The sequence below is a fragment of the Rhodopseudomonas sp. BAL398 genome (assembly GCF_033001325.1).
Classification (GTDB): domain Bacteria; phylum Pseudomonadota; class Alphaproteobacteria; order Rhizobiales; family Xanthobacteraceae; genus JARJEH01.
On the sequence record NZ_CP133111.1, the window covers coordinates 2,089,308 to 2,104,259 of the forward strand.

General features: G+C 65.1%; 15 protein-coding genes. 8 read left to right on the top strand and 7 right to left on the bottom strand.

What is annotated here, in order from left to right; genetic code table 11:
* Positions 1-2 precede the first annotated feature (2 nt).
* The 4 genes from RBJ75_RS10055 to RBJ75_RS10070 all read left to right on the top strand — a co-directional run bounded on the left by RBJ75_RS10055 (position 3) and on the right by RBJ75_RS10070 (position 3,456).
* The gene (locus tag RBJ75_RS10055) at positions 3-575 is read left to right on the top strand and encodes a hypothetical protein (RefSeq protein ID WP_276156194.1); all 573 of its coding nucleotides are present in this window, start codon (positions 3-5) and stop codon (positions 573-575) included.
* 154 nt (positions 576-729) lie between these two features.
* Entirely contained in the window at positions 730-1,524 is a 795-nt protein-coding gene (locus RBJ75_RS10060; RefSeq protein WP_052628804.1) for an ABC transporter ATP-binding protein, read from the top strand.
* A gap of 14 nt (positions 1,525-1,538) precedes the next feature.
* Positions 1,539-2,387, top strand: a complete 849-nt coding sequence (locus RBJ75_RS10065; RefSeq protein WP_052628803.1) for an ABC transporter permease — start codon at positions 1,539-1,541, stop codon at positions 2,385-2,387.
* A gap of 31 nt (positions 2,388-2,418) precedes the next feature.
* Positions 2,419-3,456, top strand: coding sequence for an ABC transporter substrate-binding protein (locus RBJ75_RS10070; protein ID WP_044405616.1), 1,038 nt, complete (start codon positions 2,419-2,421; stop codon positions 3,454-3,456).
* A gap of 26 nt (positions 3,457-3,482) precedes the next feature.
* On the opposite strand, the gene hutC is transcribed toward RBJ75_RS10070, so the two are convergent.
* Both hutC and RBJ75_RS10080 read right to left on the bottom strand, forming a co-directional pair.
* A complete protein-coding gene (hutC, locus tag RBJ75_RS10075) occupies positions 3,483-4,223 on the bottom strand; it encodes a histidine utilization repressor (RefSeq protein ID WP_044405615.1) in 741 nt (246 codons plus the stop codon).
* Complete coding sequence (locus tag RBJ75_RS10080; RefSeq protein WP_044405614.1) at positions 4,220-5,578, bottom strand: formimidoylglutamate deiminase; 1,359 nt, start codon at positions 5,576-5,578, stop codon at positions 4,220-4,222. Before RBJ75_RS10080 ends, hutC begins: the two co-directional genes overlap by 4 nt.
* A gap of 110 nt (positions 5,579-5,688) precedes the next feature.
* Between RBJ75_RS10080 and hutI the strand changes: the two genes are divergently transcribed.
* Genes hutI through RBJ75_RS10095 form a run of 3 tightly spaced genes read left to right on the top strand, consistent with a single transcriptional unit; the run spans position 5,689 to position 9,181 of the window.
* Complete coding sequence (gene hutI / locus RBJ75_RS10085; protein WP_044405613.1) at positions 5,689-6,912, top strand: imidazolonepropionase; 1,224 nt, start codon at positions 5,689-5,691, stop codon at positions 6,910-6,912.
* Positions 6,913-6,922: 10 nt separating this feature from the next.
* A complete protein-coding gene (gene hutU / locus RBJ75_RS10090; RefSeq protein ID WP_152647584.1) occupies positions 6,923-8,590 on the top strand; it encodes a urocanate hydratase in 1,668 nt (555 codons plus the stop codon).
* 12 nt (positions 8,591-8,602) lie between these two features.
* Entirely contained in the window at positions 8,603-9,181 is a 579-nt protein-coding gene (locus RBJ75_RS10095) for a HutD family protein (RefSeq protein ID WP_044405611.1), read from the top strand.
* A 6-nt stretch (positions 9,182-9,187) separates the two neighbouring features.
* Here the strand turns inward: RBJ75_RS10095 and RBJ75_RS10100 are convergent, their stop codons facing one another.
* From RBJ75_RS10100 to RBJ75_RS29475, 5 genes are all read right to left on the bottom strand, one after another.
* Complete coding sequence (locus tag RBJ75_RS10100; protein WP_080900854.1) at positions 9,188-10,000, bottom strand: phosphate/phosphite/phosphonate ABC transporter substrate-binding protein; 813 nt, start codon at positions 9,998-10,000, stop codon at positions 9,188-9,190.
* Positions 10,001-10,023: 23 nt separating this feature from the next.
* A complete protein-coding gene (locus tag RBJ75_RS10105) occupies positions 10,024-11,025 on the bottom strand; it encodes an ornithine cyclodeaminase family protein (RefSeq protein ID WP_044405609.1) in 1,002 nt (333 codons plus the stop codon).
* Between the two features lie 77 nt (positions 11,026-11,102).
* Entirely contained in the window at positions 11,103-12,359 is a 1,257-nt protein-coding gene (locus tag RBJ75_RS10110; RefSeq protein WP_044405608.1) for a Zn-dependent hydrolase, read from the bottom strand.
* A 245-nt stretch (positions 12,360-12,604) separates the two neighbouring features.
* On the bottom strand, positions 12,605-12,796 hold the full coding sequence (locus RBJ75_RS10115) for a hypothetical protein (protein ID WP_152647582.1): 192 nt from the start codon (positions 12,794-12,796) through the stop codon (positions 12,605-12,607).
* Between the two features lie 45 nt (positions 12,797-12,841).
* Positions 12,842-13,045 carry a hypothetical protein gene (locus RBJ75_RS29475; RefSeq protein ID WP_411194500.1) on the bottom strand — a complete coding sequence of 68 codons (204 nt, stop codon included), beginning with the start codon at positions 13,043-13,045 and terminating at the stop codon, positions 12,842-12,844.
* Between the two features lie 323 nt (positions 13,046-13,368).
* On the opposite strand from RBJ75_RS29475, the gene RBJ75_RS10120 reads away from it, so the two are divergent.
* The gene (locus tag RBJ75_RS10120) at positions 13,369-14,943 is read left to right on the top strand and encodes a cytochrome ubiquinol oxidase subunit I (protein ID WP_044405607.1); all 1,575 of its coding nucleotides are present in this window, start codon (positions 13,369-13,371) and stop codon (positions 14,941-14,943) included.
* The last annotated feature ends 9 nt before the right edge of the window (positions 14,944-14,952 follow it).

Here is a 14,952-nt window from a genome sequence, read left to right on the forward strand (position 1 = left end):
CTATGTGGCTGATTTGGCTGCATTTTTTCAGTACATTCAGATCGTTAAGTCTCGTCGTGTGCACTCATTTTGCGACGTCATACGACGCTTTTTCCGGGTTTTCGATGTCTCAGTGCACACGCAGCGCAAGCGCCGTGGCTACCTTTAGCAGATTAAAGTCGGGTTCGTGGCGCGCCCAAATCCGGCGCAAGGGGAAATATGTCAACGAGACTTTCCAGCGCCGAAAGGACGCCGAGGAACGGAGGATTGATATTGAACACCGGATTGATCAGCAAGAACCGGCAACGTCACGCAAATCACGAGATGCTCGGTTCTTTGGCGAACTCATCGCACTTCATCGCCAAGACTTAGTGGAAGTGGGCAAGAACATCGGGCGCTCGAAGAGCGCCAGTCTGATCTTACTCGACGAGAGACTTGCATGCGGCGGGCGGCGGCGGCATGGCCGACAATCGCTTCGTGAAGACCATCGCCGTCGACTGGGCGCTGCTGCGACAAAGTATTTTGAAGCGCTCCTCGCCGATGCGGTCCGGGATGAAGGGCGGGTCGGACGGCGCCAACACGGCGCCGAGGGGTGACGGGCCCTCCCCACCGGTTGCCACTCATGTCGCGGCGCTGCCTCAGAATTGCGCAAGGATTGCCCATGTTCTCCCCTTGCAGAAAGATATCGCTTTCCATTATGTCTATACATGTTAGAGTAACTGAACAGGGGTGGGAGTAGGCTTGGCCGCGATGAGTGAAGCAGTGCTGTCGTTCGATGCTATCGGCCAGGATTTCCCGACGCCGGGCGCGCGCTCGACCATTCGGGTCATCGACGGCATCAGCTTCGAGGTCGGAAGTGGCAAATTCGTTGCGGTGATCGGGCCGAGCGGCTGCGGCAAGAGTACGTTGTTGCAGATGGCCGCCGGCCTGTTGATGCCGACACGCGGCGGGGTTCGCCACCGCGGCCGCGCCGTCCGCGACGTCAACCGCGAAGTCGGCTTCGTACCGCAGCAGGCGCAGTTATTTCCGTGGAAGACGCTGGCTGAAAACGTCGAACTGCCGCTGCTGTTGCGCGGCATCGCCGCCGAGGAACGCCGGCATCGGGTCGCGTCCGCGCTCAAGGCGGTCGGCCTCGACGGCTTCGAGCATTATTTTCCAGGCCAGTTGTCCGGCGGTATGCAGAAGCGCGGCTCGATCGCGCGGACGCTGATTTACCGACCAGACGTTATCCTGATGGACGAGCCTTTCGGTGCGCTCGATGCACAGACCCGCATGGTGATGCAGGACGATCTGCAGATGCTGGCCCGGGACGCCGCCGCAACCGTGCTCTTCATCACCCACGACATCACCGAGGCGGTGCTGTTGGCGGACCGCGTCGTGATCATGAGCCAGCGCCCTTCCCGGTTGCTGGCGAATATCGAGATCAATCTGCCGCGGCCGCGCGACGTGTTCGAGCCATTTCGCAATCCCGGTTTCGATGCCGCCTACGACGCGGTGTGGTCGGTATTCCGTTCGCAGATCGATATCCGGGAACGTTCGCATTGAGAGAGAAGGCCACGATGAACGACGCCACCGCTACGGCCATTCCTCCGGCTGCCTCCGAAAATTGGGCCGGCAGGCGGCGCAGTCTGGTTGCGCGAGCCGCCCATGGCTTTCTGGTGCTGCTGCCCGGGATCGCGATCCTGCTGTTCTGGCAATGGGCGTCTGGCCGGCTGATCAAGGAGATTTATGTCAGCAAACCCACCGCGGTCGCCGACCGGCTCTATGAGCTGTTCAGTTCTGGCGAGATCTATCCGCACCTGTGGACCACCGGGCAGGAATTGGTGCTGGGCTATCTGATCGGCGTCGGTGGCGGCATCCTGGCTGGCTACGCGCTCGGCCGCTCGCCGCGACTTGCCACGATCTTCGAGCCCTATGTCATGGCGTTCTACGGCGTGCCCAAGATCGCGCTGGCGCCGCTGTTCATCATCTGGTTCGGCATCGGCATCTGGTCGAAGATCGCGCTGGCCGCCATCATGGTGTTCTTTCTCGTGTTCTATAACGTGTATTCCGGCGTCCGCGCGGTCGATCGCGAACTCGTCAATTTGACGCTGGTGATGGGCGCGAGCCAGCGCCAGCTGACCTATCACGTCTATCTTCCCGCCGCCGCCCCCTACGTCATGCTCGGCATGCGGATGGCGGTGCCCTACAGTGTCATCGGGGTCATCGTCGGCGAGTTCACCTCCTCGATCCAGGGCCTCGGCCTGTTCATCCACGAGGCATCGTCGACCTACGATCCCGCCGGCGTATTCGCCGGGATCGTCATCCTGCTGGCCTTCGTGGTGGTGGCCAATACCATCGCCGGGCGGCTGGAACGCCATTTCCTGCGCTGGAAAACCCCGACCGCACTGGGCCCGAGCGCAGTCTGAGACTCCCACCCGACCTGCCAAAGGAGCGAACATGCCTTCGATCAGCGGCCTGACCCGAACACTGACCCTGACAGCGACCTTGCTGCTTGTTCCGACGCTGGCGCTGGCGCAGCAACCGGTCAGGATCGCCCAGGGCTTCGCGTCATTGAGCTTCCTGCCGGTGTGGGGCGCCCGCGCGCTCGACAGCTTCGCGCCGCAGGGCCTCAGCGCCACGGTGCTGAATTCTCCGGGCGGCGATCCGGCGGCGCTGGCGGCGCTCGACGCCGGCGATGCCGATCTGGCGGCGGTCGGCACCGAGTCGGTGCTGCGCGCCGTCTCCAAGGGCCAACCGTTCGAGATCGTCTACAATCTGATGTCGAAAGTGACGTTGCAGCTGGTGGTCGCTCCGTCGCTGCTGGAAAAGGCCGGCGTCAAGCCGGGCGATCCGCTGCAGAAGCGGCTCGCCGCGCTGAAGGGCGCGATCATCGGCGTGTCCGCAGTCGGCGGCACCCAGGACACCGCGGCGCGCTGGCTCGCCACACAGGGCGGCCTCGATCCCAAGACCGACATCAAGGTAGCGCAGGTCGGCAGCCCGCGGGCGCTGCAGGCCGCGCTGGAGAACCACCGGATCGACGCCTTCGTGCTGTCGCCGCCGGAAGGCTATCTGGCGACCAAATCCGGCGCCGGCATCATTCTGGTCTCGCTCGGCGACGACTTTCCGCTGCTCGCCAACCAGCCCTATCTGGTGCTGGTGGCCAAGAAGCCGATCGACGACAAGGCGAAGGCGCTGATCGTCAAGACGGTCCGCGCGATGCAGGCCGCCAGCGCCGCGCTGGTGAAGGATCCGGAGGCGACCGCGCAGGCGATCCAGAAGCAATTCTTCGCCAAGGCCGAGCCCGCGGCGATCACCGCGGCAATCAAGGCGATGCAAAGCGGCGTCGCCAATGCCGGCAAGCTCGACGTCAAGGCGTTCGAGAACCAGCTCGCCTTCTCCAAAGAGGTCGGCACCGTGTTCGACAAGGAGTTCGATGCCGAAGCAGCCCGCAACGATGTCTGGACCAACGACTTCGTCGAGGCCGCCAAGAAGTAAGCAACATGTCGGGCCGGCTGAACCGCTCAGCCGGTCGGGGTGAAACGCGCGATCAGATCGTAGAGGTGGCCGGGATGCGTTATCCGTACCGCCGTGATCGGCTCGCCGGTTCGCCATGTCCGTCGTTCGATGACGAGGCACGCCGCCCCAAGGTCGATCTTGAGATCCTCGGCGAGACGCTGGTCGGCGTTGCATGCGGTGATGCGATGCTCGGCCTCGGTCCACGGCACATGGCCGACCAGCCAGGTGTTCGGCGGCGTGATCGAAAAATCCACCCGCAGCGCATCCGGCACCGCCTGCAGATTGATCAGCCGATCCTCGATCGCGAAGGGCTGGCCCTGGGCCTCGTGCAGACAGCGGATCGCCAGCAGCCGGGTGCCGGCGCCGACCGCGATCCGGGCCCTGTCGGCGGCCGTGGGCCGGCGCTGGTGCAGTTCGATCAGCCGAAAGCCGTAGCGCTCGCCGCGCTTTTCGACCTCGCCCTTGAGATCGGGTATCTGCAGGATCGCCGACTGCACGCGGGGCCGCGACACGAAGCTGCCGGCCCTGCGGCGGCGCACCACCAGGCCCGCCTCGGCCAGCGCCGAGATCACCTTGTTCACCGTCATCCGCGAACAGGAATAGGTTTCCATCAATTCGTGTTCGAACGGCACACGGTGCCCCGGCGGCCAATCCCCAGATGTGATCTTGGCCTCGAGATCGCAGCGGATTCGTTGATACAACGCTTTCGGCGCGATCTTCGCGCCAGCCTTAAGTTTCGCGGTCATGCGAGAAGCAACCCCTCGATCGCCCGGCGGAATCGCAACGCGACCGTGTCCCGGCAATGATGTTGGCCGTCCTTTACCACCTTGCGGCCCTGCGCCCATACGCAATCCACCAGCGGTCGGCGGCTGCCGAAAATCCAGCTATCGAGGATGGCATCGCCGGCGCGGCCGGCCAGGCCGACATCGTCCGCGTCGAGGCTGACGATATCGGCGAAGCCGCCTTCGGTCAGCCCGCAGCCTCCAACGCCGAGCGCCTGGGCGCCGCCGCGCAGAGCGCCGTCGAACAGCGCCCGCCCGCTCGACCCGTCGGCCAGCGCCATGACGTTGCGGGCCTGGCGCGCCAGGCGCTGCGAATATTCCAGTTGCCGCAATTCATCGGTGAGGCCGATCAGCACATTGCTGTCCGAGCCGACGCCGAACCGGCCGCCGTGCTTGACGAAGGCCGGCGCATCGAAGGTGCCGTCGCCGAGATTGGCTTCGGTGACCGGGCAAAGTCCGGCCACGGCGCCGCTCGCCGCGATCGCGGCGAGTTCGGCGTCGGTGGCGTGGGTGGCGTGGACCAGACACCAGCGGCGATCGACCGGGGCATTGTCGAACAGCCATTGCAGCGGCCGCTGCCCGCTCCAGGCGAGGCAATCGTCGACCTCCCTGGTCTGCTCGGCGATGTGGATATGGACCGGGCCGGCGCCGGCCAGCGCCACCACCGCAGCAAGCTCAGTAGGCGTCACCGCGCGCAGCGAATGCGGCGCCACCCCCACCACCGCGCCGGATTGCCCGGCCACGGCGCGCCGGCTCGCCTCCAGCAGCCGCGCGTATCGCTCGATATCGTTGATGAAACGTCCCTGCCCCGGATCGGGCGCGCGGCTGCCGAAACCCGCATGGGCATAAAACACCGGCAGCAGCGTCAGACCGATTCCGGTGGCCTGCGCGGCGGCCGCGATCCGCTCGGCCAGTTCGGCGACATTGTCGTAAGGCCCGCCATTCGCGTCGTGATGGATGTAGTGGAATTCGCCGACCCGGGTCAGCCCCGCTTCCAGCATCTCCACATAGGCCTGCGCCGTCACCGCCTCGATATCGTCGGCGGTCATCCGGCCGACGAAACGATACATCACCTCGCGCCAAGTCCAGAAACTGTCGGTCGAGGCGCCGCGCAATTCGGCGAGCCCCGCCATGCCGCGCTGGAAGCCGTGGCTGTGGAGATTGCAGACGCCCGGCAGCCCGATGCGATGCCGCTCGTCGCCGGGCTCCGCCGCCACGCCGCAGGACACTTGCGCGATGCGACCGGCCGCGACCGCGATTCTGACGTCGCGCACCCAGCCCTGCGGCAACAACGCCTGGTCGAAAAACAATCCCGTCACCGTGTGCCTCCGAACTGCGCGAAGCTCTGGACAGGTCCGATCGCGCCACTTAATATGTATAGACAAATCTGCATGCTGCCAAGCGCGGCGCCAGCACCGGGTCCACTATCATGATTGTCGTCGATCACGTCTGGCATCGTTGCCGTCTTGCTACGCTGTCGCCGTCCCAGCAGGGTCTCGGCGTCGTCGATGACGGCGTGATCGCCGCGACCGACGGCCGCATCGTTTATGCCGGCCCGGCGGCCGCCGCTCCGACGTTGGAGCCAAGGCAACGCACCGACTGCCAGGGCCGCTGGATCACGCCGGGGTTGATCGACTGCCACACCCATCTGGTCTATGGCGGCAACCGCGCACTCGAATTCGAACAGCGCCTCGCCGGTGCCAGCTACGAGGAGATCGCGCGCGGCGGCGGCGGCATCGTCTCGACCGTCAAGGCGACCCGGCAGGCCAGCACCGCGCAACTGATCGCCGCCACGCTGCCGCGGCTCGACGCGCTGATCGCCGAGGGCGTCACCACGGTCGAAATCAAATCCGGCTATGGCCTTGAACTCGACAGCGAACGTCGGCAGTTGCTGGCCGCACGGTCGCTCGCAACCGAACGCCCGGTCTCGGTTCGCACCACCTTTCTCGGTGCCCACACGGTGCCGCCGGAGATGAAGGGCGACAGCGGCGGCTACATCGACGCGGTCTGCACAACCATGCTGCCGCGGATCGCGGCGGAAGGCCTGACCGATGCCGTCGATGCCTTCTGCGAAGGCATCGCGTTTTCGCCCGACGAGATCGCCCGGGTATTCACCGCGGCCCAGACGCTCGGCCTGCCCGTTCGTCTGCACGCCGACCAGTTGTCGAACCTGCACGGCGCCGCCCTCGCCGCACGGTTCGGCGCGCTGTCCGCCGATCACCTCGAATATGCCGACGAGGATGGCATCGCCGCGATGGCAAGGGCCGGCACCGTCGCCGTCGTGCTGCCCGGCGCCTACTACTTCATCCGCGAGCGCCAGGCGCCGCCGATCGAGGCGATACGGCGCCACCGCGTGCCTATCGCGCTCGCCACTGACAGTAACCCCGGCACCTCGCCGCTGACGTCGCTGCTGCTGACCATGAATATGGGCGCAACGCTGTTCCGTCTTACCGTCGAGGAATGCATCGCCGCGGTGACGCGGGAAGCGGCGCGCGCGCTCGGGGTCTTCGTCGATTCCGGCAGTCTCGACGCCGGCAAGTTCTGCGATCTGGCGATCTGGGACATCGAGGCTCCGGCCGAGCTCGTCTACCGGATCGGCTTCAATCCGCTCCATGCCCGGGTGTGGCACGGCGCCACGACGTCTTTTGCCTGAAGGAATTCCAATCATGACACGCATCGACAATGCCCGCGTGATCCGCGCCGCGCGCGGGACCACGCTATCCGCCAGGTCCTGGCTGACGGAAGCGCCGCTGCGCATGCTGATGAACAATCTGGATCCGGAGGTCGCCGAAAAGCCCAGCGAGCTCGTGGTCTATGGCGGCATCGGCCGCGCCGCCCGCGACTGGGAAAGCTTTGATCGCATCGTCACCACCTTGAAGCGACTGGAAGGTGATGAAACCCTGCTGGTGCAATCCGGCAAGCCGGTCGGCGTTTTCCGCACCCATGCGGATGCGCCGCGGGTGCTGATCGCCAATTCCAATCTGGTGCCGCATTGGGCGAATTGGGAGCATTTCAGCCTGCTCGATCGCAAGGGCCTGATGATGTATGGCCAGATGACCGCCGGCTCCTGGATCTATATCGGCAGCCAGGGCATCATCCAGGGCACCTACGAAACCTTCGTCGAGATGGGCCGCCAGCATTTCGGCGGCGATCTCGGCGGCAAGTGGATTCTGACCGGCGGGCTCGGCGGCATGGGCGGTGCGCAGCCGCTCGCCGCGGTGATGGCGGGCGCATCCTGCCTCGCGGTCGAATGTCAGCCGTCGCGGATCGAGATGCGGCTGCGCACCCGCTATCTCGATTGTCAGGCCGGCACTCTCGACGAGGCGCTGGCGATCATCGAACAGGCCGGTCGCGACCGCAAGCCGGTGTCCGTCGGCCTGCTCGGCAACGCCGCCGACATCTTTCCCGAACTGGTGCGGCGCGGCGTTCGGCCCGACATCGTCACCGACCAGACCTCCGCGCATGATCCGGTCAACGGCTATCTGCCGAAAGGCTGGACGCTCGACCAATGGGAGCAGCGTCGCGAAAGCGATCCGAAGGCGGTGGCGACGGCGGCGCGGGCCTCGATGGCCGAACATGTCCGCGCCATGCTGGATTTCCATCGCATGGGCATTCCGGTGGTCGACTACGGCAACAACATCCGCCAGATGGCGCTGGAAGAAGGCGTCAAGGACGCGTTCGATTTTCCCGGTTTCGTGCCGGCCTATATCCGGCCGCTGTTCTGCCGCGGCGTCGGTCCGTTTCGATGGGCCGCATTGTCCGGCGATCCGGAGGACATCTATCGCACCGACGCCAAGGTCAAGGAGCTGCTGCCGGACAATGCCGCCCTGCATCACTGGCTCGACATGGCCCGCGCGCGCATCGCGTTCCAGGGACTGCCGGCGCGGATCTGCTGGGTCGGGCTCGGCGACCGCCACCGTCTGGGGCTGGCCTTCAACGAGATGGTGGCGCGCGGCGAGTTGAAAGCCCCGGTGGTGATCGGCCGCGACCATCTGGATTCCGGCTCGGTCGCCTCGCCCAATCGCGAGACCGAGGCGATGAAGGACGGCTCCGACGCGGTGTCGGACTGGCCGCTGCTCAATGCGCTGCTGAATTGCGCAAGCGGCGCCACCTGGGTCTCGCTGCATCATGGCGGCGGCGTCGGCATGGGGTTCTCGCAGCATTCCGGCATGGTGATCGTCTGCGACGGCACGCCGGAGGCGGCGACCCGGATCGGCCGGGTGCTGTGGAACGACCCCGCCACCGGCGTGATGCGCCACGCCGATGCCGGCTATGAACTCGCCATCGACTGCGCCCGGGAAAAGCAGCTCGATCTACCGAGCCTGCGCTGAGGCTCGAGCGCATTGCAGATCGTCCGCGCAACTGACCGCCTGGTGATGCCGTGGAAGAACGGCGGCGGCTCCACCACCGAGATTGCCGTCGCGCCGCCGGCGGCGTCGCTGGATGGGTTCGACTGGCGCGTCAGCATGGCGACCGTCGGCACCGACGGACCGTTTTCGAGTTTCGTCGGCGTCGACCGCACCCTGGCGATCGTCGAGGGCAACGGCGTGATCCTGTCCATCGGAAGCAATCTGCCGGTCAACCTCGGCGCATCCGCGCAGATCAGCTTTCCCGGCGACGTCCCGACCTCGGCCTGGCTGATCAGCGGCGAGACCACCGACCTCAACGTCATGACCCGCCGCGACCGCTTTCGCCACAGCCTGCAACGCGTCGCGCAACCGACCGCGCTGGACTTCCATGGCGCCGGCGACGTTGCGGTGGTGCTGTCGCTCAACGGCAGCACCGCGATCGCATCCGATACCGGACGCGACATGCTGGAAGACGGCGACGCGGCCGTGCTGCGGCAGACGGACCAGCTGGCGTACCGGATCCTGCCGGCAATCGGATGCGACTGCTTTCTCGTCTGGCTGCGCCAGATCTAGCGGCTGCTACGCGGGACTGGCGTAACCGGCCTGACGCGCGCCGGCGTCCCATTCGGCAATCGTCTCATAGGCCGCCAGATCAACCGGCGCGAAGCCGGCAAGGCACAGCGCGTCGCTCAAATCGGCGCAGTCCGTATTGCTCGCGAACCCCAGCAGCGTCGTGCGCAGCGCCGTGACCACCTCGTCCGGACAGGATCGGCTGGCGACCAGAAACGGAATCGGCGCGGCCTCCGTTGTCGCCACCACCCTGATCTGCGTCGCGAGCTCGGGCTCATGCCGGAGCATCAGATCGAGCGCGTAGCTGTCCAGCGGGCCGACATCGATGGCGCCGCTTAGCACAGCCTCGATCACGCGGCGCGGGGTGAACAGCGGACCAATGCTCTCGCGATAGAGATCATTGCGTCTGGCCAGGCGATACGGAAGCAAATGGTGGCGTAGCGCATTGTACCCGGAATGCGAATCCGCGACGGTGAAGCCGAGCCGACCGCCGAACGTCTGCTCCAGCGTCTGCAAGCGCGACCCGGCGCGGACGATCAGGCGCGTCGCATAGACCGGGCGGCCCGGCACCACCGCGTGAAGCGGCACCGGCGCCGCGATCGGTTGCGGCCGCTCCGTCGCCAGCAGATACGGAAACCCGCACATGAAGCCGCAGCCGAGATCGGGCCGCGACCACAGCTCCGCCAGCGGCAGCGGAAAGGCGTGATCGATCACGTTGAGATCGACGCCGGATGCCCGCGCCAGCCAAGCGAACAAGTCCCGCCACGCCGCCGCCGCCGCCGGAGCGACCGCATACATCCGTGCATTGGCGACATACATCATCGTGCGAGGCTCAGGACGTTGGTTCAGGCAAAGCGCAGGCGCTGACCGATGCCCAGGCGTTGAGATTTTTCCAACATCGCATGGCCGAGCGCGATGTCCGACAGCGACAGGCCGCGGTGCCAGAACAGATTGGTCTCGTCATCGCTCTGCCGGCCCGGCTTCAGGCCGGCGACGATCTGTCCAAGCTCGGCATGCAGCGTCTGTTCGGACAATTTTCCGGCCTCGACATGGGCGCGCAGGCTGCCGAACTTGCCGCCCTTGCACTGCCCCCAATCATCGACGACCAGCTTGGTCATCATATCCGTCAACGACAGTTCGATCGCGCTCATTGTTCCGTAAGGCACGACAAAGGCGCCCTTCTTGATCCACGCGGTCTTCAACAGCGGCGTCGGCTTGTCGAGCCGCGAGGCTTCGACCACGATATCGGCACCTTCGACGCAACTCTGCCAGTCCTCGGTGGCGACGACCTTCTTGCCGAGATCCTGGCTCAGCCGTTCGGCAAAGCTGTTGCGGCTCTCCTCGCGGCGGGAGTGCACGCGGATCTCGTCGAAATCGAACAGATGGTTCAGCAGCCGCACGTTCCAATAGGCGGTGCCGCGCGCGCCGATATGGCCGAGGATCTTCGAATTCTTGCGGGCCAGGTGTTTGGCGCCGAGCGCAGTTACCGCGCCGGTGCGCATGTCGGTGATGCCGCTGGCATCGAGGATCGCCTTCGGCGCGCCGGTGCGCGGGTCGAATAGCGCCAGGATCGCCAGTTCGGAAGGAAAGCCGAGCTTGTAGTTATCGACGAAGTCGCCGACGATTTTGACGCCCGCGGAATCGATCGGCGCCTTGATGGCACCGCGCAGCACGTTGAAGTGCCCGTTGGCGACCCCGGGCTCGAGATGAACGCGCGGTTCGATCACCGTTTCGCCCCTGCCCTGGCTGGCGAGGCTCGCTTCCACCGCCGCCAGGATCTCGTCGTCGGTGATCTTGAGCTCGTCGATGTCGAGGCGATTGAGATAGGCGATATAGATCGGCGGCAAGGCGCATCTCCTCGGCTTCGGCTGCAATATGTCTATACATTAAGGCGAAGCGACCGAATGTCAACGGCCTCGGAGATTCACGGCAGCGACCGGTCGAGCGCCATCACCGCCTGGTAGATCACCGCCGCGCCGGCCGCGATCGCGTCGCGATCCGCCCATTCTTCCGGGGCGTGGCTCTTGCCGCCGCGGCACGGGACAAAGATCATCGCCGATGGGCAGATCCGGCTCATGAAGGCGGCATCGTGACCGGCGCCGCTCGGCAGATCGGTTTCACCGAGCCCGAGATCGCGCGCGCCCTGCCGCAAGGCGGCGCGCAGATCGGCGTTGCAGGCGACCGGCGAGCCGTCGGACAGCGTGGTGAAGGATGCCCGCGTCACCTGCGCCGCCGCGGCATGCGCCAAGCTCTCCCGATCGATAAGCTCGACGAAGCGCGCGGTCAGCGCCGGCGCCGTGGTCCGCGCGTCCACGACAAGGCGGCAGCGCCCCGGCACGATGTTCGAGGCGGATGGATCGACGCTGAGGATGCCGACGGTGGCGACGAAGTAATCGGCTCCCTCGGCGGCCAGTTGTTCTGCGGCCCGGCGCACCGACACCACCGTGGCGGCGGCCGCCACCAGCGCATCGTGGCGCAGCCCGATCGGCGTCGTCCCGGCATGATCAGGCTCGCCCTGGAACACGATCTCGATCCGGCGGATGCCGACGATCGACGTGACGATGCCGACATCGAGCGATTGCGATTCCAGCACGATCCCCTGCTCGATATGCAATTCGAGGAAAGCCCGGATGTCGTCGCGCCCGGCGCGCGCGAGCTGGTCGGGATCGCCGCCGACCCGCCGCAACGCATCGCGCAACAATTCGCCTCCGGGCTCGCTGAGATCGAGCATGCCGGCATCGAGCGACCCGGTCATGCCGCGGCTGCCGATGCAGGACAATCCATATTCGCTCGGCTCCTCGGCCAGGAAATCGATCACCTCGATGCTGTGCCGGGGCCGGATGCCGGAATCCCGGAGCGCCCGCACGATCTCGAGCCCGGTGGCGACGCCGGCGATGCCGTCGAACCGCCCGCCGGCCGGCACGGTGTCGCTATGCGATCCGATTGCGATCACGCCGAGCGCAGGATCGCTGCCTTCGATCCGGCCGATCAGGTTGCCGGCCGTATCCATGCGTGTGGCGAGCCCCGCCTCGGCAAACCGCCGCGCCAGCCATTCGCGCCCCTCCAGGAACAACGCGGTGAAAGACCGCCGCGTATAGGGGCGAGCCGGATCGGTGATCCCGGCAAGCGCCATCACATCGTCCCAGAGTCGAGTCGCATCGAGCGGCAAATTGGTTTTCATCTGATTCCAGTCCAGCAGGCGCGATCGCCCGGCACGTGTGGCCCGTCGGGGCAGCGGAGCCGCATAAATACGCTATAGCGGGTTGTCGCAAGCTAATTTCACCGCTGCAGACGCTCCAAGCAGCGCCCCGGGCAGTTCCACACCGCACCGTCACACGCGCCGTTGCGCATTCCGGATTTGGCGCATCGCGTCCCACTTACGCGCGAAGGCTCCCGTCGTGTTGCCGATGCAACCGCCGCCTTCCCTCAAAGTAATGGACGAAAGGTGCGGACGCCACCGATCGCAACGATTGGAAGCGGCGCAGCCGCCTGCGGTACATATTCGACGTTGAGCGCGAAGCTGATCGGCGGCACGCCGATGCCCAATCCGGCAATGAAGCCAAGAATCGCCAATTGCGTTACGCTTGACGCCAAGACGCTACTTAGCGTGACGGCCAATGTGGCGAGATATCCTCGGCGACGTTACCAGTCAGATGGCGTGCGTCAGTTCGCAGCGGTGACCATTTTGCCGGGCTGTTTGGCGCCCCGCTTGGCCGGCACCGCCAAGATCGCGGCCATTGCTGCACGCAGTCGGTCGGTAGCATCCGCAGACACCGACTCCGCGCGCCAACCGACGTAAACGTCGGGCCGGACCAGCAGTGCACCGTTCTCGCGCGACCTCTGGAATTTGCATCTCGATAACGGCAAGCAGGGCGTCGGGCACCGGCATCTCCGCGCAACTTTGAGACAACATTGCTGCCATGCTTTGTGACCTTGTCACGGAACAATCGGGTAACAATGCTAGCAAGGCGCCGCCAAAGGAAATTCGCCGGAGGTTCAGACTGCTCTATTGCGATTAAGTGGCGCACTCATAAGCAGAGCCCCACTTAGTCGAGATTCGACCTCTTCACCGCCATAGCGACCTCCTGATTGGCCGTGTGCGAGACCTCGCACACGCAATGTCAAGGTGCGGGTATCGCAGCCACCGACGCCCTCGGAGCGGCTACCCCCTTCATAGGATATCGGCCCTCATGATCGACTCGACATTCGTTGAGCTGTCGCGTTGGCAGTTTGCCTCGACGGCACTCTATCATTTTCTGTTCGTGCCGTTGACGCTCGGACTGTCCTGGCTCCTGGTGATCATGGAGACCGTCTATGTCATGTCGGGAAAGGAAATCTACAAGGACATGACCAAGTTTTGGGGCAAGTTGTTCGGGATCAACTTCGCCCTCGGGGTCACGACCGGCCTGACTATGGAATTCGAGTTCGGGACCAATTGGTCTTACTACTCGCATTATGTTGGCGACGTCTTCGGCGCGCCTTTGGCGATTGAAGGCCTGATGGCCTTCTTTTTGGAATCGACCTTTATCGGCCTTTTCTTCCTGGGATGGGACAGGCTCTCGAAACGCAAGCACCTGGCCGTAACGTTCCTCACCGCGATCGGCTCAAATCTGTCGGCGCTGTGGATCCTGATTGCCAATGGCTGGATGCAGAATCCGGTCGGCGCGGTGTTCTCTCCCGAGACCATGCGGATGGAGATGACGAGCTTCGCCGAGGTGTTCTTGAACCCGGTGGCTCAGGTCAAGTTCGTCCACACCGTCGCGGCCGGCTACGTGACGGCCTCGGTCTTCGTGATGGGCATTTCGGCCTGGTACATTCTGAAGGGCCGCGATCTTGCGTTCGCGCGCCGCTCCTTCGCGGTGGCCGTGGGCTTTGGCCTGGCGGCGTCTCTATCAGTGATCGTGCTCGGCGACGAGAGCGGCTACACGCTGGGCGATGTGCAGAAGGTCAAGCTCGCGGCGATCGAAGGCGAATGGAAAACCGAGCCGGCTCCAGCTGGATTCACGGTGTTCGGCTTCCCCAGCCAGACCGGCCACAAAACGGGAGATGAGCTGAAGATCCCCGCAATCCTCGGGCTGATCGCCACGCGATCCTTGGACACGCCGGTGACCGGCCTCGCCGATCTCGAAACGCAGCACGCAGCCCGGATCAGGTCGGGACAGATCGCTTATGCCGAGCTCAAGAAGATCCGCGCGGGCGACGCCTCGCCACAGACCAGGGCGACTTTCGACGCCCATGTCAAAGACCTCGGTTTCGGGCTGTTGCTGAAGCAGTTCGTCGAAGATCCAGCGACGGCAACCGAAGCACAGATCAAAGCCGCCGCCGCGTCGACGATTCCGACGGTGTGGCCGCTGTTCTGGGCGTTCCGCATCATGGTGGCCATGGGCTTCTTGATGCTGTTCGCCTTCGCCGTTGGGTTCTGGCTCAATGCGTCAAAGCGACTCGAACACAATCGCTGGTTCCTGCGCCTTGCCGTGCTGCTGATCCCGGCGCCATGGATCGCGTCCGAGACTGGATGGTTCGTCGCCGAATTCGGCCGCCAGCCCTGGGCCATCGGCGAGGTGTTGCCGACCTTCATGGCGACCTCGAGCCTGACATCCGGAGACTTGATCTTCTCGCTCGCCGGCTTTCTCACCTTCTACACCATCCTGCTGGTGATCGAGCTGTTCCTGATGTTCAAGTTCGCGCGCCTCGGCCCGAGCTCGCTCGGTACCGGACGCTATCATTTCGAGCGCGACGGCGCGGCCGTCGTTCCGGCGACGTAACCCGAGGAA